The sequence below is a fragment of the Micromonospora sp. LZ34 genome (assembly GCF_052981855.1).
Genome location: NZ_JBRIQN010000020.1, coordinates 79378 through 99287, shown reverse-complemented (window position 1 = coordinate 99287; position 19910 = coordinate 79378). Strand labels below are relative to the sequence as shown.

Here is a 19910-nt window from a genome sequence, read left to right as displayed (position 1 = left end):
CGCCGCGCGTCGATGTCCGCCCGGATCGTCCTCGGGGTCGGTGGCGGCATCGCCGCCTACAAGGCGTGCGAGCTGCTGCGGCTGTTCACCGAGTCCGGCCACCGGGTCCGGGTCGTGCCGACCGCGTCGGCGCTCCGCTTCGTCGGGGCGCCGACCTGGGCGGCGCTGAGCGGGCAGCCGGTCGCCGACGAGGTCTGGTCGGACGTGCACGAGGTGCCGCACGTGCGCCTCGGCCAGCAGGCCGACCTGGTGGTGGTCGCGCCGGCCACCGCCGACCTGCTCGCCAAGGCCGCCCACGGCCTCGCCGACGACCTGCTCACCAACACCCTGCTCACCGCCCGCTGCCCGGTGGTGCTGGCGCCCGCCATGCACACCGAGATGTGGGAGCACGCGGCCACCGTCGCCAACGTCGCCACCCTGCGCGCCCGGGGCGTGCGGGTCATCGAGCCCGCCGTCGGCCGGCTCACCGGGGCGGACACCGGCAAGGGCCGGCTGCCCGACCCGGCGGAGATCTTCGCGGTCGCCCGCCGGGCCCTCACCCGTGGTGTCGCCGCCCCGGCCGACCTGGCCGGCCGCCGGGTGGTGGTCACCGCCGGCGGCACCCGGGAGCCGCTGGACCCGGTCCGCTTCCTGGGCAACCGGTCCTCCGGCAAACAGGGCTACGCGTTCGCCCGCACCGCCGTCGCCCGGGGGGCCCGGGTCACCCTGATCTCGGCCAACGTCGGGCTGCCGGATCCGGCCGGCGTGGACCTGGTCCGGGTCGGCACCACCGAGGAGTTGCGCCAGGCCACGCTCGCCGCGGCCGACGCGGCCGACGCGGTGGTGATGGCGGCCGCTCCGGCCGATTTCCGGCCGGCGACCTACGCGACTGGCAAAATCAAGAAGTCGGACGACGGCAGCGCGCCCACCATCGAGCTCGTTACCAACCCGGACATCGCCGCCGAGCTGGGGCAGCGCCGTCGGCCGGAGCAGGTGCTGGTGGTGTTCGCCGCCGAGACCGGCGACGCCGAGGCCAACGGCCGGGCCAAGCTCGCCCGCAAGCGAGCCGACCTCATCGTGATCAACGAGGTCGGGCCGGACAAGGTCTTCGGCGCCGAGACGAACGCGGCGACCGTCATCGGCGCGGACGGCTCGGTCAGCCGGATGCCCGAGCAGTCCAAGGAGGATCTCGCCGACGGCGTCTGGGACCTCGTGGTGACCCGGCTGGCCGGTCCTTCCTGACCGTTGGTACCGAACGCTGACCAGCGCGCGCTCCGCGGACGGTGGTGACTACACTGCCGCGGAACGACTTTTCCTTAGCTTAGGAGTGCCGTGACACGCCGCCTCTTCACGTCCGAATCGGTCACGGAAGGCCACCCGGACAAGATCGCCGACCAGATCAGTGACGGGATCCTGGACGCGCTGCTCAGTCAGGACCCACACAGCCGGGTCGCGGTGGAGACCCTCATCACCACCGGCCAGGTGCACGTGGCCGGCGAGGTCACCACCAAGGCGTACGCCGACATCCCGACCATCGTCCGGGAGACCATCCTCGGGATCGGCTACGACTCGTCGAAGAAGGGCTTCGACGGGGCCTCGTGCGGCGTGAGCGTCTCCATCGGCAACCAGTCCCCGGACATCGCCCAGGGCGTCGACAACGCCTTCGAGCTGCGCACCGGCGCCTCGGAGAGCGCCCTGGACGCGCAGGGTGCCGGTGATCAGGGCATGATGTTCGGCTTCGCCTGCTCGGAGACGCCCGAACTGATGCCGCTGCCGATCGCGCTCGCGCACCGGCTGGCCCGCCGCCTCTCCGCCGTACGCAAGGACGGCACGATCCCGTACCTGCGCCCGGACGGCAAGACCCAGGTCACCATCGAGTACGACGGTCTGCGCCCGGTGCGGCTCAACACGGTGGTCGTGTCCAGCCAGCACGCCGCGGACATCTCGCTGGAGTCGCTGCTCACCCCCGACGTGCGCGAGCACGTCATCGCCCCGGAGCTGGAGAGCCTCGGGCTGGACACCGAGGGCTACCGGCTGCTGGTCAACCCGACCGGCCGGTTCGAGATCGGTGGCCCGATGGGTGACGCCGGCCTGACCGGCCGCAAGATCATCGTCGACACCTACGGCGGCTACGCCCGGCACGGCGGTGGCGCCTTCTCCGGCAAGGACCCGTCGAAGGTGGACCGCTCGGCGGCGTACGCGATGCGCTGGGTGGCCAAGAACGTGGTGGCCGCCGGCCTGGCCGAGCGGTGCGAGGCGCAGGTCGCGTACGCGATCGGCAAGGCGCACCCGGTCAGCCTCTTCATCGAGACGTTCGGCACCGAGACGGTGCCGGTCTCCTCGATCGAGAAGGCCGTGACCGAGGTGTTCGACCTCCGCCCGGCCGCCATCATCCGGGACCTCAACCTGCTCCGCCCGATCTACCGGCAGACCGCAGCGTACGGCCACTTCGGCCGGGAACTGCCCGACCTGACCTGGGAGAGCACCGACCGGGCCGCCGACCTCAAGTCGGCCGCGGGAGCCTGACCGGCACCAGGCGCAGCGACCGGCGACCCGCGGACGGGTCGCCGGTCGCTCGCGTCTGCGTGGACGTACCGCTGGCCCACCTGGACCGGCCCTTCGACTACCTGGTGCCGGCCGAGCTGGACGCCGACGCGGCCCCGGGGGTGCGGGTGAAGGTCCGCTTCGCCGGCCAGCTGGTCGACGGCTGGCTGTTGTCCCGGGGCGACGACTCCGGGCACACCGGGCGGCTGGCCTACCTGGAGAAGGTGGTCTCGCCGGAGCCGGTGCTGGCCCCGGAGGTCGCCCGGCTGGCCCGCGCGGTCGCCGACCGGTACGCCGGCAGCCTCGCCGACGTGCTCCGCCTGGCCGTGCCGCCCCGGCACGCCCGGGTGGAGAAGGACGTCCGCGCCCGGGCCGGCCTCGCGCCCGGCGGCGAGTCCGCCGCGCCGGACGGCGCTGGCCCGGAGCCCGCCGACCCGGCTGCCGTGCCGGAGCCCGGCGGTTCGGACGCCGCGGCCGAGCCCGGCGGCCCGGATGCCGCGCCGGAGCCCGCCGGGTCGGAGGCCGCGGCGGAGCCCGTCGGCCCGGTGGCCCCGCACGACCCGGACGGCTGGCGGGACTATCCGGCCGGGCCGGCCCTGCTCCGGGCGCTGGCCGACGGCCGGGCGCCCCGGGCGGTCTTCTCGGCGCTGCCGGGGGAGGACTGGCCCGCCCGCTACGCCGAGGCGGTCGCCGCGACCGTGGCCGGCGGCCGGGGCGCGGTGGTGGTGGTCGCCGACAACCGCGACCTGGACCGCCTCGACGCCGCCCTGACCGCCACCCTGGGCCTCGGGCGGCACGTCTGCCTCTCCGCCGCGCTCGGTCCCGCCCGGCGCTACCGGGCGTTCCTCGCCGCCCGGCGCGGCGACGTGCCGGTGGTGATCGGCACCCGGGCGGCGATGTTCGCCCCGGTCGACCGGCTCGGCCTGGTCGCCATCTGGGACGACGGCGACGACCTGCACGCCGAGCCGCGGGCCCCCTACCCGCACGCCCGGGAGGTGCTGCTCACCCGCGCCCAGCTCGGCGAGGCGGCCGCGCTGGTCGGGGGGTACGCCCGCACCGCCGAGGCGCAGTTGCTGGTCGAGACCGGCTGGGCCCGGGAGGTGGTGGCCGACCGGGCCACCCTCCGGGCCCGGATGCCGGCGATAGCGCCGACCGGCGACGATCCTCAGTTGGCCCGCGACCCGCAGGCCGCCACCGCCCGGCTGCCCAGCCTCGCCTGGACCACCGCCCGAGACGCGCTGCGGGCCGACCTGCCGGTGCTGGTCCAGGTGCCCCGCCGCGGCTACCTGCCCGCGGTGGCCTGCGCCGACTGCCGGACCCCGGCGCGCTGCCCGCACTGCGCCGGCCCGCTCGCCCTGCCGTCGGCCGCCGGCACCCCCGCCTGCCGCTGGTGCGGCCGGGTCGCCGCCGCGTACGCCTGCCCGGAGTGCGGCGGGCGGCGGCTGCGCGCCTCGGTCACCGGCGCCCGGCGCACCGCCGAGGAGCTGGGGCGGGCCTTCCCCGGCGTGCCGGTCCGCACCTCGGGGCGGGAGGAGGTGCTCGCCGCCGTGCCGGCCGGCGCCGGCCTGGTGATCGCCACCCCGGGCGCCGAGCCGGTGGTCGAGGGGGGCTACGGCGCGGTGCTGCTGCTCGACTCGTGGGCCCTGCTCACCCGGGCCGACCTGCGCGCCGGGGAGGAGGCGCTGCGCCGCTGGCTGGCCGCCGCCGCGCTGGCCCGCCCCGCCGCGGCCGGCGGCCGGGTGGTGGTGGTCGCCGACGGCGCGCTGGCCCCGGTCCAGGCGCTGCTGCGCTGGGACGCCGCCTGGTTCGCCGGCCGGGAGCTGGCCGAGCGGCGCGAGCTGGGCTTCCCGCCGGCGGTGCGGATGGCCAGCGTGACCGGCCCGCCGGCCGCGGTCGCCGACCTGCTGGCCGAGACGCGGCTGCCGGCGGACGCCGAGCTGCTCGGGCCGGTGCCGGCCGACGGGGAGAAGGAGCGGATGCTGGTCCGGGTGCCCCGGGCCCGGGCCGCCGCGCTGGCGGAGGCGCTGCACTCCGCCGCCGGGGTGCGCACCGCCCGCAAGGCCGCCGACCCGGTCCGCCTCCAGGTCGACCCGCTGACGCTCTTCTGAGCGCGCCGGCCGCCCGGCCACCGGGTCACCGGGTCGCGGATCCGGGCCGCCACCCGCCCTGGTCGCACCCGGTGTCCGGGAAACCGCTGGCCGCGAGGTGGTAGCATCGCCCGTCATGCCCGGGCGTACGACGGCTCCAGGTCGCCGCACGGCGTCGGACGCGCCGAGCGGGAGCTGTCGCAGGATGGCGACGATGGCGGGAACGCGTCGGTCGGACGCGGTGTCGAGGATCTCTAACAGCCGGTGATCAGGGGTGGACCAGTCGTGACCGTTCGTCAGTCGATCGTCTTCAACGGTGACCTCGGCAGCGGCAAGAGCACGGTGTCGGTGGAGATCGCCAAGCGGCTGGGGCTGCGCCGGGTCAGCGTCGGCGACCTCTACCGCGAGATGGCGCAGCAGCGGCAGATGACCGCGTTGCAGCTCAACCTGCACGCCGAGCTGGACCAGGCGGTCGACGGCTACGTCGACCAGCTCCAGCGGGATATCGCCGCCTCGGGCGAGCGCCTCGTCATGGACTCCCGGCTGGCCTGGCACTTCTTCACCGACGCGGTCAAGGTCCACATGATCACCGAGCCGACCGAGGCGGCCCGCCGGGTGCTGGCCCGCCCGTCCGGCCCGGCCGAGAGCTACACCTCGCTGGAGGAGGCCCGGGCCAAGCTCAAGGAGCGCAGCGAGAGCGAGCGGAACCGGTTCCTGGTCCGCTACGGGGTGGACAAGGCCCGGCTGCGCAACTACGACCTGATCTGCGACACCACCCGGGCCTCGGCCGCCGAGGTGGTCGAGCACATCATCGACGCGTACGAGGGCCGGCTCGGCGCGGACGTGCTGCGCGACGCGCCGCCGCTGCTGCTGCTCGACCCGGCCCGGGTCTACCCGACCGAGGACATCGCCACCCTGCGCGGGCTCTGGGACTCCGAGTTCGTCGGCGAGGTCGCCTCCGCCGGGGACGAGGCGCTGGAGCCGCTGAAGATCGGCTACACCGGTGAGTACTTCTTCGTCGTCGACGGGCACCGCCGGCTCAGCGCCGCCCTGCAGAACGGCTTCCACCTGGTGCCGGCCCAGCTGGTCGCCGAGGTGGACGAGCCGGTGGTCGGCGGGATGAGCGCGGTGGAGTACTTCACCGCCCAGGTCCGGCCGGGCATGGTCTACGACTGGGAGGCCGCCCACAAGATCGAGCTGCCGCTGCCGGAGCACGCCCGGCACGCCGGCGACGCGGTGCTGGCCGGGGACCCGGCCGCCGGCGCCTGACCCGACCGGCGTCAACCGGGCGGCGGCACCGGCGCGTCGGCCGGCGACGGCCGGGCCGCCACCGCCGCCGCGAAGTCCCGCACCATCGGGTGCGGCTCGTCGCCGTCGCCGGCCAGCTCCGGCTGGAAGAGGGTGGCCAGGAAGAACGGGTGCCCGGGCAGCTCGGCCACCCGCACCTGCCCCTGCGGGTCGTGCCCGGTGAACCGGATACCGTGCGCGACCAGCGTCTCCAGGTATCGCGGGTTCAGCCCGTAGCCGCACTGGTAACGCTCCGTGCTGCGGTCGACGCCCATCGCCCGCTGCGCCAGCGAGCCGGCGGCGAACACCACCGGCGCCTCGTGGCCGCGCAGTGCGCAGGCGAGCGGCTCGATCAGCAGGTCCCCGGCGCCCGGCGCGTTCTCGCCGTGGGCGACGTCGGTCAGGCCGCAGACCGCGCGGGCGTACTCGAGCAGGGTGTGCTGGAACCCGCCGCAGGTGGCCAGCAGCGGGATGCCACCGGTACGGGCAGACCGCACGGCGTGCAGCGCGCCCTCCTCGCTGCGGTAGGGGCTGCCCGGCAGCAGCCAGATCCCGTCGAAGTCGCCGAGCCGGCTCGCCGCCGCGTCGTCGGTGGGGATCCAGTACGCGTCCAGGTCGATCCCGTGCCGGTCGCGGAGCGCGGCCAGCAGGGCGGGCACCCGGGCGTGCGAGCGGACGGCGGGGGAGCGGTCGCCGACGAGGGCGAGCCGGGCAACGGCGGAGGTCATGCCGCCCATCGTGGGCACCCCGACCGGATCACGTCCAACGATGATCCGTACTGGCCGGATCAGGGACACTTATCGGTCGTGGACCCGCACCTGCTGCGCACCTTCACCGCGGTCGCCCGCCTCCGGTCCTTCTCGGCGGCCGCCGCGGAACTCGGCTACACCCAGTCGGCGGTGAGCCAGCACATCGCCGCCCTGGAGACCGACCTCGGGGTACGCCTGCTGGGCCGCCGCCCGGTGGCGCCGACCGCCGCCGGGACCCGGCTGCTCGGGTACGCCGAGCCGATCCTGCTCCGGCTCGCCGCGGCCCGGGCCGACCTGGCCCGGCTGGCCACCCCGCGGCCGGGCCCGCTGCGCGTCGGCGCCACCCCGCTGGTGGCGGCGACGGCGGCGCGCCTCGCGGCCGGCGAGCGGCGCACCGCGCTGACCCTGCACGTCACCACCCGCGCCGACCTGCCGCGCCGGGTCGCGACGGACGAGCTCGACCTCGGGCTGCGCGACGGGTTCGCCGCCCCCAACGACCCGCTGCCCGGCACCGACCTCGGGCCGACCGAGGTCCGGGTGCACGGGGTGGAGCCGGCCGTCGTGGCGCTGCCGCGGGCCCACCCGCTGGCCGCCCGCCGGTCCCTGGCGCTCGCGGACCTCGCCCTCGCCCGCTGGGTCGACGCGCCGGAGGTCGCCGTGCCCCTGGCACAGCTGCGCGGCGCCACCGGTGCGGACGGGTTCCACGCCGACGTGAGCTACCCCGGCACGGACGTCGCCGGGCTGCTGGCGGCGGTGGCCGCCGGCCACGGGCTCGCCGTGCTCCCCGCCGGGGTGGTGCGGGGGTGTGCCGACCTGGTCGGGGTGGACCTGCAGGCCCCGCGCCTGGTGCACCGGGTGGAGCTGCTCCGGCCGGCGCCCGTGCCGCGGGATCGCCGGCCGGCCGGATCGGGGGCATGATGAGGTCCGTCGATCGGGCACCGGGAGGCCGACCATGGACGCTGCCGAGGCACTGACGCTGCTGATGTCGCCGCAGGGCCGCGTCGACCCGTACCCGACCTACGAGCGGCTGCGCGCGTTCGGGCCGGTGATCGAGGCGGCCCCGGCGTACTACGTGGTGACCGGCTACCAGGAGGCCGACGAGATCCTCCGCGATCCCCGGTTCGGGGTGCTCGACGACGCCCTGCGCGACGCGTACTGGCCCGGCTGGCGGGACAGCCCGGCGGTGGTGTCGATCTCCCGGTCGATGCTGCGCACCAACCCGCCGGACCACAGCCGGATGCGCCGGCTCGCCTCCGGCGCGTTCACCCCGCGCCGGATCGGGGCCCTGCGCGAGGTGGTCGCCGCCCAGGCCGACGAGCTGGTCGACGCGCTGCGCGAGCGGGGCCGTGACGGCGCGCCGGTCGACTTCATGACCGAGTTCGCCTACCCGCTGCCGGTCGGCGTGATCTGCGCGCTGCTCGGCGTGCCCGCCGCCGACCGGCCGCTGTTCCGGCGCTGGGCCGCGGACCTGACCGGGGTGCTGGAGCCGGAGATCACCCCGGCCGAGCTGGCCGTCGCCGACCAGGGCGCCCGCGAACTCAGCGCCTACTTCGCGGAGCTGGTCGCGGCCCGCCGGCGGGCCCCGGCCGACGACCTGACCACCGCGCTGGTGCAGGCGCACGACGCCGACGGCGGCCGGCTCTCCGGCGACGAGCTGCTGGCCAACCTGGTGGTGCTGCTGGTCGCCGGCTTCGAGACCACCACCAACCTGCTCGGCAACGGCCTGGTGGCGCTGCTGCGCCACCCGCACCGGGCCGACGCGCTGCGCGCGGACCCCGAGCTCGCGCCCGACTACGTCGAGGAGATGCTGCGCTACGACTCGCCGGTGCAGCTGACCAGCCGGCTCGGCACCGCCCCGGCGACCGTCGGCGGCGTCGCGCTGCCCACCGGGAGTTGGGCCCTGCTGCTGCTCGGCGCGGCCAACCGGGACCCCCGGCGCTACCCCGAGCCGGCGCGCTTCGACCCCTGGCGGGCGCAGCAGCAGCCCCTCTCCTTCGGGGCCGGCCCGCACTACTGCCTCGGCGCCGGGCTGGCCCGGCTGGAGGCCCAGGTCGCCTTCCCGCTGCTGCTGCGCCGGCTGCCCGGCCTGGCCCTGGCCGGCGAGCCGCGGCACCGCACCCGGCTGACCCTGCGCGGCTACGACACCCTGCCGGTGCGCGTCGCGGCGGTGGCGCCGGGCACCGATCGCGGTACGCCGGCCGGGAGCCGTCCCGGCACTCCGTAGACTGGTACGGCACAGTTCGTCCCACCGTGAAGGAGCCACCCCGCGTGACCGTCCAGCCCATCCGTCTGTTCGGCGACCCGGTGCTGCGCACGCCGGCCGATCCGGTGGTCGACTTCGACGCCGAGCTGCGCAAGCTCATCGCCGACCTGACCGACACCATGCGCGAGCAGAACGGCGCCGGCCTCGCCGCGCCGCAGCTCGGCGTGGGGCTGCGGGTGTTCACCTTCGACGTCGACGACGTGCTCGGTCACCTGGTCAACCCGGTGCTCGAGTTCCCCGACACCGAGGAGCAGGACGGCCCGGAGGGCTGCCTGTCCATCCCCGGGCTCTACTTCGACACCAAGCGCCGGCAGAACGTGATCGCCAAGGGCTTCAACGGCTACGGCGATCCGCTGCAGATCGTCGGCACCGGCCTGATGGCCCGCTGCGTGCAGCACGAGACCGACCACCTCGACGGCGTGCTCTTCGTCGACCGGCTCGACCCCGCCGGGCGCAAGGAGGCGATGAAGGCGATCCGCCAGGCCGAGTGGTACGACCCGGCCGCCCCGCCGACGGTCAAGCTGAGCCCGCACGCCGCCGGCAGCAGCCCGTTCGGCCTGGGTCGGTGACCGCCCGGTGCGTGTGATCTTCGCCGGCACCCCGGCCGTCGCCGTCCCGGCCCTGGCCGCGGTGGCCGCCTCCCGCCACGAGCTGGTCGCCGTGGTCACCCGGCCGGACGCGCCCGCCGGGCGGGGCCGTGGCCTGTCCCGGTCCCCGGTCGGCGCCTGGGCCGACGAGCACGGCGTGCCGGTGCTCACCCCGGCCCGCCCGCGCGAGCCGGAGTTCCTGGCCCAGCTGCGCGAGCTGGCCCCGGACTGCGTTCCGGTGGTCGCCTACGGCGCGCTGGTGCCGCCGGCCGCCCTGGAGATCCCCCGCCACGGCTGGGTCAACCTGCACTTCTCGCTGCTGCCCGCCTGGCGCGGCGCGGCGCCCGTGCAGCACGCCGTGCTGCACGGCGACGAGATCACCGGCGCCAGCGTCTTCCAGCTGGAGGAGGGGCTCGACACCGGCCCCGTCTACGGCACGCTGACCGACGAGATCCGCCCCACGGACACCTCCGGCGACCTGCTGGAGCGGCTCGCCCACTCCGGGGCGGGGCTGCTGGTGGCGGTGCTCGACGGGATCTCCGACGGCACCGCCCGGGCCGAGCCGCAGCCCGCCGACGGCGTGTCGCTGGCGCCGAAGCTCACCGTGGAGGACGCCCGGGTGCGCTGGTCGGAGCCGGCCTTCGCGGTGGACCGGCGGATCCGCGCCTGCACCCCGGCGCCCGGCCCCTGGACGACCTTCCGGGGCGAGCGGGTCAAGCTCGGCCCGGTCACGCCGGTGGCCGACGGCCCCGAGCTGAAGCCCGGCGAGCTGCTGGTGGAGAAGTCCCGGGTGCTCGCCGGCACGGCCACCGTGCCGGTGGCCCTCGGCGAGGTGCGCGCGGCGGGTAAGCGGGCCATGCCGGCGAGCGACTGGGCGCGGGGCGCCCGGGTCGCGGCCGGCGAGGTGCTCGCGTGACGGGCCCGGTCGAGCGACCCTCGGGCGACCGTTCTTCCGAACGACGCGACTCCTTCCCTGAGCGACGCGAGGGGCGGCCCGGCGGCGGCCGGCCCGGTCGGGACGAGCGCGGTGAGCGCCCCTCGGGTGGCCGCCGTGCCGAGCGACCGTACGGCGCCGACCGGCGGGCCGGCGGCCGGGCGCCGCGGCCCGCGGTGGACCTGCCCCGGTACGCGGCGTACCAGGCGGTCGCGGCGGTGCACCGCGACGACGCGTACGCCAACCTGGTGCTGCCGACGATCCTGCGCGACGTGGGGCTGACCGGCCGGGACGCCGCCTTCGCCACCGAGCTGACCTACGGCACGCTGCGCCACCTCGGCACCCTGGACGCGATCCTCACCGACGCCGCCGGCCGCGACGTGCAGCGGATCGACCCGCCGGTACGCGACGCCCTGCGGATCGGCGCCTATCAGCTGCTGCACACCCGGGTGCCCGCGCACGCGGCGGTCTCCTCGACGGTCGACCTGGTCCGCGCGGTGGGGCCCGGGGCCACCGGGTTCGCCAACGCGGTGCTGCGCGAGGTGGCCGGCCGGGACGCCGACGCCTGGGTGCAGCGGCTCGCCCCGCCGCTGGAGAGCGACCCGATCGGGCACCTCGCGCTGGCGTACAGCCACCCGCAGTGGATCGTGCGGGCCTTCGCCGAGGCGCTCGGCGGCGACCTCGGCGAGACCACCCGGCTGCTGATCGAGGACAACGAGCGCCCGCCGGTGCACCTGTGCGCGCGTCCGGGGCTGGCCGACCCGGTAAAGCTGGCCGACGAGGTCGGCGGCGCCCCGGGCGCCTTCTCGCCGTACGCCGTCTACCTCTCCGGCGGGGCGCCCGGTGACCTGCCGGCGCTGGCGCAGGGGCGGGCGCACGTGCAGGACGAGGGTTCCCAGCTGGTGGCGAACGCGCTGGCGACGGCCCCGCTGGACGGACCGGACGGGCGCTGGCTCGACCTATGCGCCGGCCCGGGCGGCAAGTCCGGGCTGCTCGGCGCGCTGGTCGCGCAGCGCGGCGGGCGGCTCACCGCGGTCGAGGTGGCCGAGCACCGGGCCCGGCTGGTGTCCCAGGCCACCCGGGGGCTGCCCGTCACGGTGCTGAACACCGACGGGCGCACGGTCGGCGCCGACCCGAAGCTGCCGGAGGAGCACTTCGACCGGGTGCTGGTCGACGCGCCGTGCACCGGGCTCGGCGCGCTGCGCCGCCGGCCGGAGTCGCGCTGGCGGCGGCAGCCGTCCGACCTGCCGCCGCTGACCCGGTTGCAGCGCGAGCTGCTCGCCGCGGCGCTGCGCGCGGTCCGGCCCGGCGGCCTGGTCGCCTACGTGACCTGCTCGCCGCACATTGTGGAGACGCACGTGACGGTCACCGAGTCGGCCCGCCGGGCCGGCGTCCCGGTGGACTACGTCGACGCGCGGCCGCTGCTGCCGGCCGGCATGCCCGGGCTGGGCGACGGCCCGACCGTGCAGCTCTGGCCGCACCGGCACGGCACCGACGCGATGTTCCTGGCGGTGCTGCGCCGCACCTGAGCGACGGCACGGCGGGGCGGCCGGCGCCGGTCGCCCCGCCCGTGCCGGACGCTGGTCAGGTGATCGGCAGGCCCTTGCTGCCGGCACCCTTCACCGACCGGGTGAGGCTGCGGTCGCTGACCCAGAGGAAGCACTGCACCCCGCGGTTGCCGTTCTTCCAGTCCTGCTCGAACGGGTGGTAGAAGATCGTGCCGGCCCGGTACTGCAGGTCGCCGTTGTCCGGCACCTTCGCGTACCTGGCGATCAGGGTGCGGCAGGCCCGGTGCACCCGCTTGCTGGTGCGCCGGAACTCGGCGTAGCTGATGTCGGGGGCGTGCCAGACGCCGACGAACTCGGCGCGGTGCTTGCCCGAACAGGACGCCGGCACCATCTCCCGGATGTCGTCCTTGACCAGCTTCGGGTTGAAGCAGCGGTAGGCCAGCGGGGAGTTGCCGGTCAGCGCCCCGCGCAGGCTGCCGGTGCGCAGGCCGACGGAGGTGTCGTCGAGGCTCTGGATCTCACTGACGTCGCAGCGGAACCAGCGCGCTCCGCCGGCCCAGCCGGGCGGGGACGGAAAGACCACGGTGAGGCCGAGCTTGCCGGAGCGCCAGTCGCCACCGACCGCCTCGTTGACCGCCTTGTCGCACTCGGCGTGGGCCGCCCGCATCCCCGTCGAGCCGGCCTTCGGGGGCGTGCCGCGGTTGGCGTCCGGGCCGGACAGGGTGCCCACGTACAGGGTTTCCACCCGGTGCGACGTGCCGCACTCCACCGGGTTGTACCCGCTGAGGTAGCCGACCTCCTGGAAGGCGATGTGGCAGGCGTCGGCGGCGGGGACGAACGGCTGCGGCGCGACCGGGGCCGGCCAGTCGTCGGTGAGGTTCGCGTCCACTCCCGCCGGTGCCCCGCAGCCGGCCAGCGCCAGCGCCGTCACCGCGCCCAGCCCGACCACCGTCCACCACCGTCGCATCGCCGACCTCCCCCGCCGATCGTGGTCCGCCCGCCGGCTCGCCGGCCGGCCGTTGCGCCACGGTGCGGCAGCATACGGCACGCCGCTCAGATCGCGGGCAGTCCCTTCGGCCCGACGCCGCGCATCGACCGGGTCAGCTTCCGGTCGTCGCTCCACAGGAAACAGCGCACGCCCCGGTCGCCCTCCTCCCACTCCCGCTGGGACGGGGGGTAGAAGATCGAGCCCGCCCGGTACGGCAGGTCGCTGTTGTTGGGCACGTCGGCGAACGCGGCGATCAGCGCCATGCAGCGCCGGTGCGCCTGCGGTGCGGCGCGGCTGAACTCCGCCCAGGTCATGTCCCGCTCCACGTACACCCCGACGAACTCGGCGCGGTGCGGCTCGGTGCACAGCACCGGGGCCATGTAGTTGAGGTTCTCGCCGATCAGCTTGGGGTCGAAGCAGCGGTGCACCAGCGGGGAGTCGCCGAGCATCGCCCCGCGCAGGCTGCCGGTCCGGTTGACCGGCCGGGTGTTGTCGATGCTGTCGGTCTCGCTCAGGTCGCAGCGGAACCAGCGGGCACCGCCGCGCCAGGCCGGGGCGGACGGCAGCGCGATGTTCAACGTCAGCCGGGCGGAGTGCCAGTCGCCGCCGAGCACCTCGCGGGCCCGCTCGTCGCACTCCCGGCGGGCGGTGCCGAGCGCCGGTGAGCCCGGCTCGGGCCGGTCACCCTCGGCGGCCGCCCCGGTGAAGGTGCCGACGTGGATCGCCTCGGCCAGGTGGTTGCGCGCGCAGTCCACCGTCTCGTAGGTGCTGGCCTGCACGATCGCGGTGATCCGGGGCAGGCAGGCGCCGCTGGCCGGGACGAACAGCTGCGGGGCGCGCAGGGCCGGCCAGTCGTCGGTGAGGTCGCCGTCCGACCCGCCCGGCCGGACACACCCGGCCAGCAGCGCCGTCGCCGCGCCGGTCAGCGTCAGCGCCAGGAGCCACCGTCGCATCGTCCGCCCTTTCCGGGAGCCGACGGCCGTCACCGCGTTCGCCGGCGCGGCGCCGGCGGACGGGCGGTTCACGTCACCGTCCCTGATGGAGTCTTGCCGCGTTTCCGTCGTTCGGCCAGTCGCCGATGGCTCTTCGTCCGATTTCCCGGCCCGAGACGGCCAATTCTGCACCACTGGTCACCGCCGGGTCACGGGGTGTCCCGCATGGTGCCGCGCTGCGGGCGGCGGATGGCCGCGTTCGTACACTGGCCCGGTGACCGTACCGCCGCCGATCGTCGCGCCGAGCATCCTGGCCGCCGATTTCGCCCGCCTCGCCGAAGAGGTCCGCGCCGTCGAGAACGCCGCGGACTGGTTGCACGTCGACGTGATGGACAACCACTTCGTACCGAACCTGACCATCGGGCTGCCCGTGGTGCAGAGCCTGCGCGCCGCCACCCAGCTGCCGTTCGACGTGCACCTGATGATCGAGGATCCGCGGCGCTGGGCCCCCGGCTACGCCGACGCCGGGGCGTACAACGTCACCTTCCACGCGGAGGCGTGCGACGACCCGGTGGCGCTGGCCAAGGACCTGCGCTCGGCCGGCGCCAAGGCCGGGCTGGCCATCGACCGGGACACCCCGATCGAGCCGTACCTGGAGCTGCTGCCCAGCTTCGACACTCTGCTGATCATGACGATCAAGGCCGGCTTCGGCGGCCAGCGGTTCATCCCGCAGTTGCTGGAGAAGGTCCGCACCGCCCGCCGGCACGTCAACGGCGGCCACCTGGAGCTGCGCATCGAGGTCGACGGCGGGATCGCCGCCGACACCATCGAGCAGGCCGCCGCCGCCGGTGCCGACGCCTTCGTCGCCGGCACTGCGGTCTACGGCGCGGCCGACCCGGCCGAGGCCGTACGCCACCTGCGGGCGCTCGCGGAACGCGCGGCCACCGGGGCCTGACGTGGACCCCGACGGCGACCGCCCGGACGTCATCCTCGTCGTCGACGACGACGAGGACATCGCGCGCTTCGTCGAGTTCAACCTCCGGCTGCAGGGCTTCGAGGTGCTGCACGCCAGCGACGGCCAGGAGGCGCTCGAGGTGATCGAGCGGCAGCGGCCCGACCTGGCGGTGGTGGACCTGATGATGCCCCACATCGACGGTCTGGAGCTGACCCGCCGGCTGCGCGCGGACCCGATGACCTCGGCCCTGCCGGTGATCATGCTGACCGCCAAGGGGATGACCTCGGACAAGGTCAACGGCCTCAGCGCGGGCGCCGACGACTACCTGGTCAAGCCCTTCGACACCGCCGAGCTGGTGGCCCGGGTCAGCTCCACGCTGCGCCGCAACAAGGAGTTCCGCGAGGTCTCGCCGCTGACCGGGCTGCCCGGCAACAGCCGGATCCGCCGGGAGATCGCCGACCGGGTCCGCAGCGGCGCCGACTACGCGGTCGGCTACATCGACATCGACCGGTTCAAGAGCGTCAACGACCGGTACGGCTTCGTCCGCGGCGACGACTTCATCTCCGCCCTGGCCCGCTGCCTGCACCGGGCGGTGGTCTCGGTGGGCCTGCCCCCGGCCTTCCTCGGCCACGTCGGCGGCGACGACTTCGTCATCGTCTGCACCCCGGAGCAGGTCCTGCCGCTGACCTCCCGGGTCTCCACCGACTTCGAGCGGGCCGCCGACGCGCTCTACGACCCGGACGACGCCGCCCGCGGCTACGTCGAGCTGAAGGACCGCCGGGGCAACATCCGCCGGGCGGCCCTGGTCACCCTCTCCATCGGCGTCTCCGTCTCCGACGCCGGCAAGCGCTTCACCGACCCGCTCGAGGCGATCGCGGTCGCCTCGGAGATGAAGTCGGTGGCGAAGAGCCAGCCGGGATCGTACGTGGCGGTCGACCGGCGCCGCGGGGTCAGCGACCCCCACCGTCATGTGAAGTAGCTCGCCTCGGTGGCGACACCCCCCGTCGAGCGTGTAAGACTGCCGGTGTACCCACCACGCGCTGGCGGGACTCGGTGTAATTCCGAACCGGCGGTGATCCACGGCCTTCCGTGGTAAGCCCGCGACCCGGACGGCTCTGCCGCCCGGTGGACCTGGTGAGAATCCGGGGCCGACGGTTGGGTGCGGGCACGCCCGCTCCCAGACAGTCCGGATGGGAGACAGCGCGCGGGACGGATGGGCCGTGCCCGGCCGCCGATGTCGGCGTGCCGTGCCGCCCCCCGGGTCGGCTGTGCCGTACCCGGATCTCCGCCGCCGCCTGCCTGCGGCCTACCGGCCGATGCCTCCCCGACCGCCCGCGCACGGACCGGCGAGTGAGAGGGCAGGGCAGGGCGATGACCGGCGTCTCCGTCGACGAGGCGATGCGTCGCGCGATCGAACTAGCCGCGCGCGGGCTCGGCACGACCAGTCCCAACCCGGTGGTGGGCTGCGTACTGCTGGACGCGGGCGGCGAGGTCGTCGGGGAGGGCTTCCACGCGTACGCCGGCGGGCCGCACGCCGAGATCGTCGCGCTCGCCCAGGCGGGGGAGCGCGCCCGCGGCGGCACCGCGGTGGTCACCCTGGAACCCTGCGACCACACCGGTCGCACCGGCCCCTGCAGCACCGCGCTGGTCCAGGCGGGCGTGGCCCGGGTGGTGATCGCGGTGCCCGACCCGAACCCGGTCGCCTCCGGCGGCGCCGCCACCCTGCGCGCCGCCGGCATCCAGGTCGACCTGGGCGTCCGCACCGCCGAGGCGGAGGCCGGCAACATCGCCTGGCTCACCTCGATGCGCCGCGGCTGGCCGTACGTGATCTGGAAGTACGCGGCGACCCTGGACGGCCGGTCCGCCGCAGCCGACGGCACCAGCATGTGGATCACCTCCGAGGCGGCCCGGATCGACGTGCACGCGCTGCGCAGCACCGTGGACGCGGTGCTGGTCGGGGTGGGCACCGTGCTCGCCGACGACCCCCGGCTCACCGCCCGTAACCTGCGCGACGGCACCCTGGCCATCCGGCAGCCGTTGCGGGTGGTGGTGGACAGCGCCGGGCGTACCCCGGCCGACGCCCGGGTCCGCGACGGCGCCGCCCGGACCTGGATCGCCACCGCCGACGAGGTCGGGGCCGGCCCGGACGGCCGGGTCGACCTGCCCGCGCTGCTCGCCGCGCTGCACGTGCGCGGGGTCCGCGCGGTGTTGCTGGAGGGCGGCCCCCAGTTGGCCGGCGCGTTCCTCGCCGCCGGCCTGGTCGACAAGATCGTCGGCTACGTCGCGCCCCGGCTGCTCGGCGCCGGCCCGACCGCGCTGGTCGACGCAGGTGTGACGACCATCGCCGAGGCAATCGACCTGGAGTTCATCGACGTTACCCAGATCGGTCCCGATCTGCGGATCACCGCGCTGCCCCGGAAGAGGGAGGGCTGACATGTTCACCGGCATCGTCGAGGAGTTGGGTGAGGTCGTCCGGGTGACCGAGACGGCGGGGGACTCGGCGCTGGTCGCGGTCCGCGGCCCGCTGGTCACCTCCGACGCCCGACACGGGGACTCGATCGCGGTCAACGGCGTCTGCCTGACCGTGGTCGACGTCGCCGACGGGATCTTCACCGCCGACGTGATGGGCGAGACGCTGCGCCGCTCCGCGCTCGGCGCGCTGCGCCCGGGCGACCCGGTCAACCTGGAGCGGGCCGCCGCGCTCGGCAGCCGGCTCGGCGGGCACCTGGTGCAGGGCCACGTCGACGGGGTCGGCGAGGTGCTCTCCCGGGAACCGGCGGAACAGTGGGAGACGGTCCGGTTCCGGCTGCCCGCCGCCCTCGCCCGGTACGTGGTGGAGAAGGGCTCGATCACCATCGACGGGGTCTCGTTGACCGTCGCCGACGTGGGGTCGGACTGGTTCGCCGTCGGGCTGATCCCGACCACCCTGAAACTGACCACGCTCGGTGCCCGGGGCGTCGGCGACCCGGTCAACCTCGAGGTGGACGTGCTGGCCAAGTACGTCGAGCGGCTGCTCGGCGACCGGCTCCCGGTCGCCGACCCGCCGACCGGCCCCGGCGGCGCCCCAGCCGACGCCGCCCCGGAGCAGGCCGGCGGGGTGGACGGCGCGGCGCCGATGGGCGGGGTGGCCTGATGGGCCCGCTGCACTGGCTGCTGGACGCGCAGGTGAGCATCGCCGGGTCGCCCGTGCTGGTCCGGGAGATCGTCGGCAACGGCTTCGGGCTCGCCTCCGCGCTGTTCGGCCTGCGCCGGCTGGTCTGGGCCTGGCCGGTCGGCATGATCGGCAACGCGCTGCTGTTCACCGTCTTCCTCGGCGGGGTGTTCGCCACCCCGCAGGCGCACGACCTCTACGGGCAGGCCGGCCGGCAGGTCTTCTTCTTCGCGGTCAGCCTGTACGGCTGGTGGCGCTGGTCGCGGACCCGCCGGCTCGGCGCCGCGCCGGACCGGGCCGCGGTGGCCCCCCGCTGGGCCACCGCCCGGGAGCGGGTCGGCCTGCTGGCCGCCGCCGCCCTCGGCACCGCCGCGGCCTACCCGGTGCTCGCCGCGCTCGGCTCCTGGGGGCCGCTGCCGGACGCCTGGATCCTCACCGGCAGCCTGCTCGCCACCTACGGCATGGCCCGCGGTTGGGTGGACTTCTGGCTGATCTGGATCGCCGTCGACGCGGTCGGCGTGCCGCTGCTGCTGCGCGGCGGCTTCTACCCGTCTGCGGCCATGTTCCTGGTCTACGGCGCCTTCTGCGCCTGGGGCCTGGTCAGCTGGTGGCGCACCTCGCGGGCGCTCCGGCCGGCCACCACCGCAATCCCGTCGACCTACTCGGAGGCAGTCGCATGACCACCACCTTCGCCAGCATCGAGCAGGCGGTGGCGGACATCGCCGCCGGGCGGCCCGTCGTCGTGGTCGACGACGCCGACCGGGAGAACGAGGGCGACCTGATCTTCGCCGCCGAACTGGCCAGCACCGAACTGGTCGCGTTCATGGTCCGGTGGACCTCCGGCTACATCTGCGTGCCGCTGACCGAGAGCGAGTGCGACCGGCTGGACCTGCCGCCGATGCACCACACCAACCAGGACCGGCGCGGCACCGCCTACACGGTGACCGTGGACGCCCGGGAGGGGGTGAGCACCGGCATCTCCGCGGCCGACCGGGCGCACACCATCCGGCTGCTCGCCGACCCCGGCACCGACCCGACCGACCTGGCCCGCCCGGGGCACGTGGTGCCGCTGCGTGCCCGCGAGGGTGGCGTGCTGCGCCGGCCCGGGCACACCGAGGCGGCCGTCGACCTGACCCGGCTGGCCGGCCTGCGCCCGGCGGGCGTGCTCTGCGAGCTGGTCAACGACGACGGCACCATGATGCGGGTGCCGGACCTGGAGAAGTTCTGCGCCGAGCACTCCCTGACGATGATCACCATCGCCGACCTGATCGCCTACCGGCGGCGTACCGAGAAGCAGGTCGAGCTGGTCGCCGAGGCGCGGATGCCCACCGAGCACGGGGTGTTCCGGGCGCTCGGCTACCGCAGCGAGCACGACCCGGCGGAACACGTCGCGATGGTCTACGGCGACCTCGGCGACGGCCAGGACGTGCTGGTCCGGGTGCACTCCGAGTGCCTCACCGGGGACGTGTTCGGCTCGCTGCGCTGCGACTGCGGCCCGCAGCTGAACGCCGCGCTGGCCCGGGTCGCGGCGGAGGGCCGGGGGGTGGTGCTCTACGTGCGCGGGCACGAGGGGCGGGGCATCGGCCTGCTGCACAAGCTGCAGGCCTACCAGCTGCAGGACCTGGGCCGGGACACCGTGGACGCGAACCTCGACCTCGGCCTGCCCGCGGACGCCCGGGACTACGGCACCGGCGCGCAGATCCTCTACGACCTCGGTGTGCGGTCGATGCGCCTGCTCACCAACAACCCGGCCAAGCGCGCCGGGCTGGAGGGCTACGGCCTGACCATCAATGGTCGCGAGGGGCTGCCGGTCCGGCCGCACCCGGAGAACGTGCGCTACCTGCGGACCAAGCGGGACCGGATGGGGCACCTGCTGGACGAGTTGGACGAGGTGACCGAGGCGCCGGCGAGCCGGCTGGCCACGGGCGACGAGATCGGAGCGTAGG

At 75.4% G+C, this 19910-nt stretch carries 18 protein-coding genes and 1 riboswitch; of the genes, 15 read left to right on the top strand and 3 right to left on the bottom strand.

Annotation, left to right across the window (positions count from 1 at the left end):
- Positions 1-12: 12 nt before the first annotated feature.
- From coaBC to ACVCAH_RS21460, 4 genes are all read left to right on the top strand, one after another.
- Positions 13-1221 carry a bifunctional phosphopantothenoylcysteine decarboxylase/phosphopantothenate--cysteine ligase CoaBC gene (gene coaBC / locus ACVCAH_RS21475; protein WP_447137963.1) on the top strand — a complete coding sequence of 403 codons (1209 nt, stop codon included), beginning with the start codon at positions 13-15 and terminating at the stop codon, positions 1219-1221.
- A 90-nt stretch (positions 1222-1311) separates the two neighbouring features.
- Complete coding sequence (metK, locus tag ACVCAH_RS21470; RefSeq protein WP_447137962.1) at positions 1312-2505, top strand: methionine adenosyltransferase; 1194 nt, start codon at positions 1312-1314, stop codon at positions 2503-2505.
- 59 nt (positions 2506-2564) lie between these two features.
- Positions 2565-4631: a primosomal protein N' family DNA-binding protein gene (locus ACVCAH_RS21465; protein WP_447137961.1), complete on the top strand. Its 2067-nt coding sequence runs from the start codon at positions 2565-2567 to the stop codon at positions 4629-4631.
- A gap of 264 nt (positions 4632-4895) precedes the next feature.
- Entirely contained in the window at positions 4896-5879 is a 984-nt protein-coding gene (locus tag ACVCAH_RS21460; protein ID WP_447137960.1) for an AAA family ATPase, read from the top strand.
- Positions 5880-5890: 11 nt separating this feature from the next.
- On the opposite strand, the gene ACVCAH_RS21455 is transcribed toward ACVCAH_RS21460, so the two are convergent.
- Positions 5891-6625, bottom strand: a complete 735-nt coding sequence (locus ACVCAH_RS21455; protein WP_447137959.1) for a CTP synthase C-terminal region-related (seleno)protein — start codon at positions 6623-6625, stop codon at positions 5891-5893.
- 78 nt (positions 6626-6703) lie between these two features.
- On the opposite strand from ACVCAH_RS21455, the gene ACVCAH_RS21450 reads away from it, so the two are divergent.
- The 5 genes from ACVCAH_RS21450 to ACVCAH_RS21430 are packed head-to-tail and all read left to right on the top strand — an operon-like array spanning position 6704 to position 11959.
- Positions 6704-7564 (top strand): LysR family transcriptional regulator, encoded by an 861-nt coding sequence (locus tag ACVCAH_RS21450; RefSeq protein ID WP_447137958.1) that lies wholly within the window; start codon positions 6704-6706, stop codon positions 7562-7564.
- A 34-nt stretch (positions 7565-7598) separates the two neighbouring features.
- Positions 7599-8870, top strand: a complete 1272-nt coding sequence (locus ACVCAH_RS21445; RefSeq protein ID WP_447137957.1) for a cytochrome P450 — start codon at positions 7599-7601, stop codon at positions 8868-8870.
- A gap of 44 nt (positions 8871-8914) precedes the next feature.
- On the top strand, positions 8915-9478 hold the full coding sequence (def, locus tag ACVCAH_RS21440) for a peptide deformylase (RefSeq protein ID WP_447137956.1): 564 nt from the start codon (positions 8915-8917) through the stop codon (positions 9476-9478).
- A gap of 7 nt (positions 9479-9485) precedes the next feature.
- Positions 9486-10412 carry a methionyl-tRNA formyltransferase gene (gene fmt, locus ACVCAH_RS21435; RefSeq protein WP_447137955.1) on the top strand — a complete coding sequence of 309 codons (927 nt, stop codon included), beginning with the start codon at positions 9486-9488 and terminating at the stop codon, positions 10410-10412.
- Positions 10409-11959, top strand: a complete 1551-nt coding sequence (locus ACVCAH_RS21430) for an RsmB/NOP family class I SAM-dependent RNA methyltransferase (protein ID WP_447137954.1) — start codon at positions 10409-10411, stop codon at positions 11957-11959. The genes fmt and ACVCAH_RS21430 overlap by 4 nt, the downstream gene beginning before the upstream one ends.
- Before the next feature lie 55 nt (positions 11960-12014).
- On the opposite strand, the gene ACVCAH_RS21425 is transcribed toward ACVCAH_RS21430, so the two are convergent.
- Positions 12015-12905, bottom strand: a complete 891-nt coding sequence (locus ACVCAH_RS21425; RefSeq protein WP_447137953.1) for a septum formation family protein — start codon at positions 12903-12905, stop codon at positions 12015-12017.
- An 86-nt stretch (positions 12906-12991) separates the two neighbouring features.
- On the bottom strand, positions 12992-13879 hold the full coding sequence (locus tag ACVCAH_RS21420) for a septum formation family protein (RefSeq protein WP_447137952.1): 888 nt from the start codon (positions 13877-13879) through the stop codon (positions 12992-12994).
- Between the two features lie 253 nt (positions 13880-14132).
- On the opposite strand from ACVCAH_RS21420, the gene rpe reads away from it, so the two are divergent.
- The 6 genes from rpe to ACVCAH_RS21390 all read left to right on the top strand — a co-directional run bounded on the left by rpe (position 14133) and on the right by ACVCAH_RS21390 (position 19909).
- Positions 14133-14813 carry a ribulose-phosphate 3-epimerase gene (gene rpe / locus ACVCAH_RS21415; RefSeq protein ID WP_447137951.1) on the top strand — a complete coding sequence of 227 codons (681 nt, stop codon included), beginning with the start codon at positions 14133-14135 and terminating at the stop codon, positions 14811-14813.
- A complete protein-coding gene (locus ACVCAH_RS21410) occupies positions 14731-15792 on the top strand; it encodes a GGDEF domain-containing response regulator (RefSeq protein WP_447137992.1) in 1062 nt (353 codons plus the stop codon). The genes rpe and ACVCAH_RS21410 overlap by 83 nt, the downstream gene beginning before the upstream one ends.
- A 56-nt stretch (positions 15793-15848) precedes the next feature.
- Positions 15849-16019, top strand: a riboswitch (FMN riboswitch).
- 165 nt (positions 16020-16184) lie between these two features.
- Positions 16185-17246, top strand: a complete 1062-nt coding sequence (ribD, locus tag ACVCAH_RS21405; RefSeq protein WP_447137950.1) for a bifunctional diaminohydroxyphosphoribosylaminopyrimidine deaminase/5-amino-6-(5-phosphoribosylamino)uracil reductase RibD — start codon at positions 16185-16187, stop codon at positions 17244-17246.
- A 1-nt stretch (position 17247) separates the two neighbouring features.
- A complete protein-coding gene (locus ACVCAH_RS21400) occupies positions 17248-17946 on the top strand; it encodes a riboflavin synthase (RefSeq protein WP_447137949.1) in 699 nt (232 codons plus the stop codon).
- Positions 17946-18644 (top strand): nicotinamide mononucleotide transporter family protein, encoded by a 699-nt coding sequence (locus ACVCAH_RS21395; RefSeq protein ID WP_447137948.1) that lies wholly within the window; start codon positions 17946-17948, stop codon positions 18642-18644. The genes ACVCAH_RS21400 and ACVCAH_RS21395 overlap by 1 nt, the downstream gene beginning before the upstream one ends.
- Positions 18641-19909: a bifunctional 3,4-dihydroxy-2-butanone-4-phosphate synthase/GTP cyclohydrolase II gene (locus ACVCAH_RS21390; protein WP_447137947.1), complete on the top strand. Its 1269-nt coding sequence runs from the start codon at positions 18641-18643 to the stop codon at positions 19907-19909. Before ACVCAH_RS21395 ends, ACVCAH_RS21390 begins: the two co-directional genes overlap by 4 nt.
- Position 19910 lies beyond the last annotated feature (1 nt).

Bases quoted from the DNA above. Each gene is read 5' to 3' on its own strand.
- ACVCAH_RS21455 (WP_447137959.1), bottom strand. From the start codon at position 6,625: ATGACCTCCGCCGTTGCCCGGCTCGCCCTCGTCGGCGACCGCTCCCCC.
- ACVCAH_RS21420 (WP_447137952.1), bottom strand. From the start codon at position 13,879: ATGCGACGGTGGCTCCTGGCGCTGACGCTGACCGGCGCGGCGACGGCG.
- ACVCAH_RS21390 (WP_447137947.1), top strand. From the start codon at position 18,641: ATGACCACCACCTTCGCCAGCATCGAGCAGGCGGTGGCGGACATCGCC.
- ACVCAH_RS21425 (WP_447137953.1), bottom strand. From the start codon at position 12,905: ATGCGACGGTGGTGGACGGTGGTCGGGCTGGGCGCGGTGACGGCGCTG.
- ACVCAH_RS21400 (WP_447137949.1), top strand. From the start codon at position 17,248: ATGTTCACCGGCATCGTCGAGGAGTTGGGTGAGGTCGTCCGGGTGACC.
- ACVCAH_RS21445 (WP_447137957.1), top strand. From the start codon at position 7,599: ATGGACGCTGCCGAGGCACTGACGCTGCTGATGTCGCCGCAGGGCCGC.
- coaBC (WP_447137963.1), top strand. From the start codon at position 13: ATGTCCGCCCGGATCGTCCTCGGGGTCGGTGGCGGCATCGCCGCCTAC.
- ACVCAH_RS21395 (WP_447137948.1), top strand. From the start codon at position 17,946: ATGGGCCCGCTGCACTGGCTGCTGGACGCGCAGGTGAGCATCGCCGGG.
- ribD (WP_447137950.1), top strand. From the start codon at position 16,185: ATGACCGGCGTCTCCGTCGACGAGGCGATGCGTCGCGCGATCGAACTA.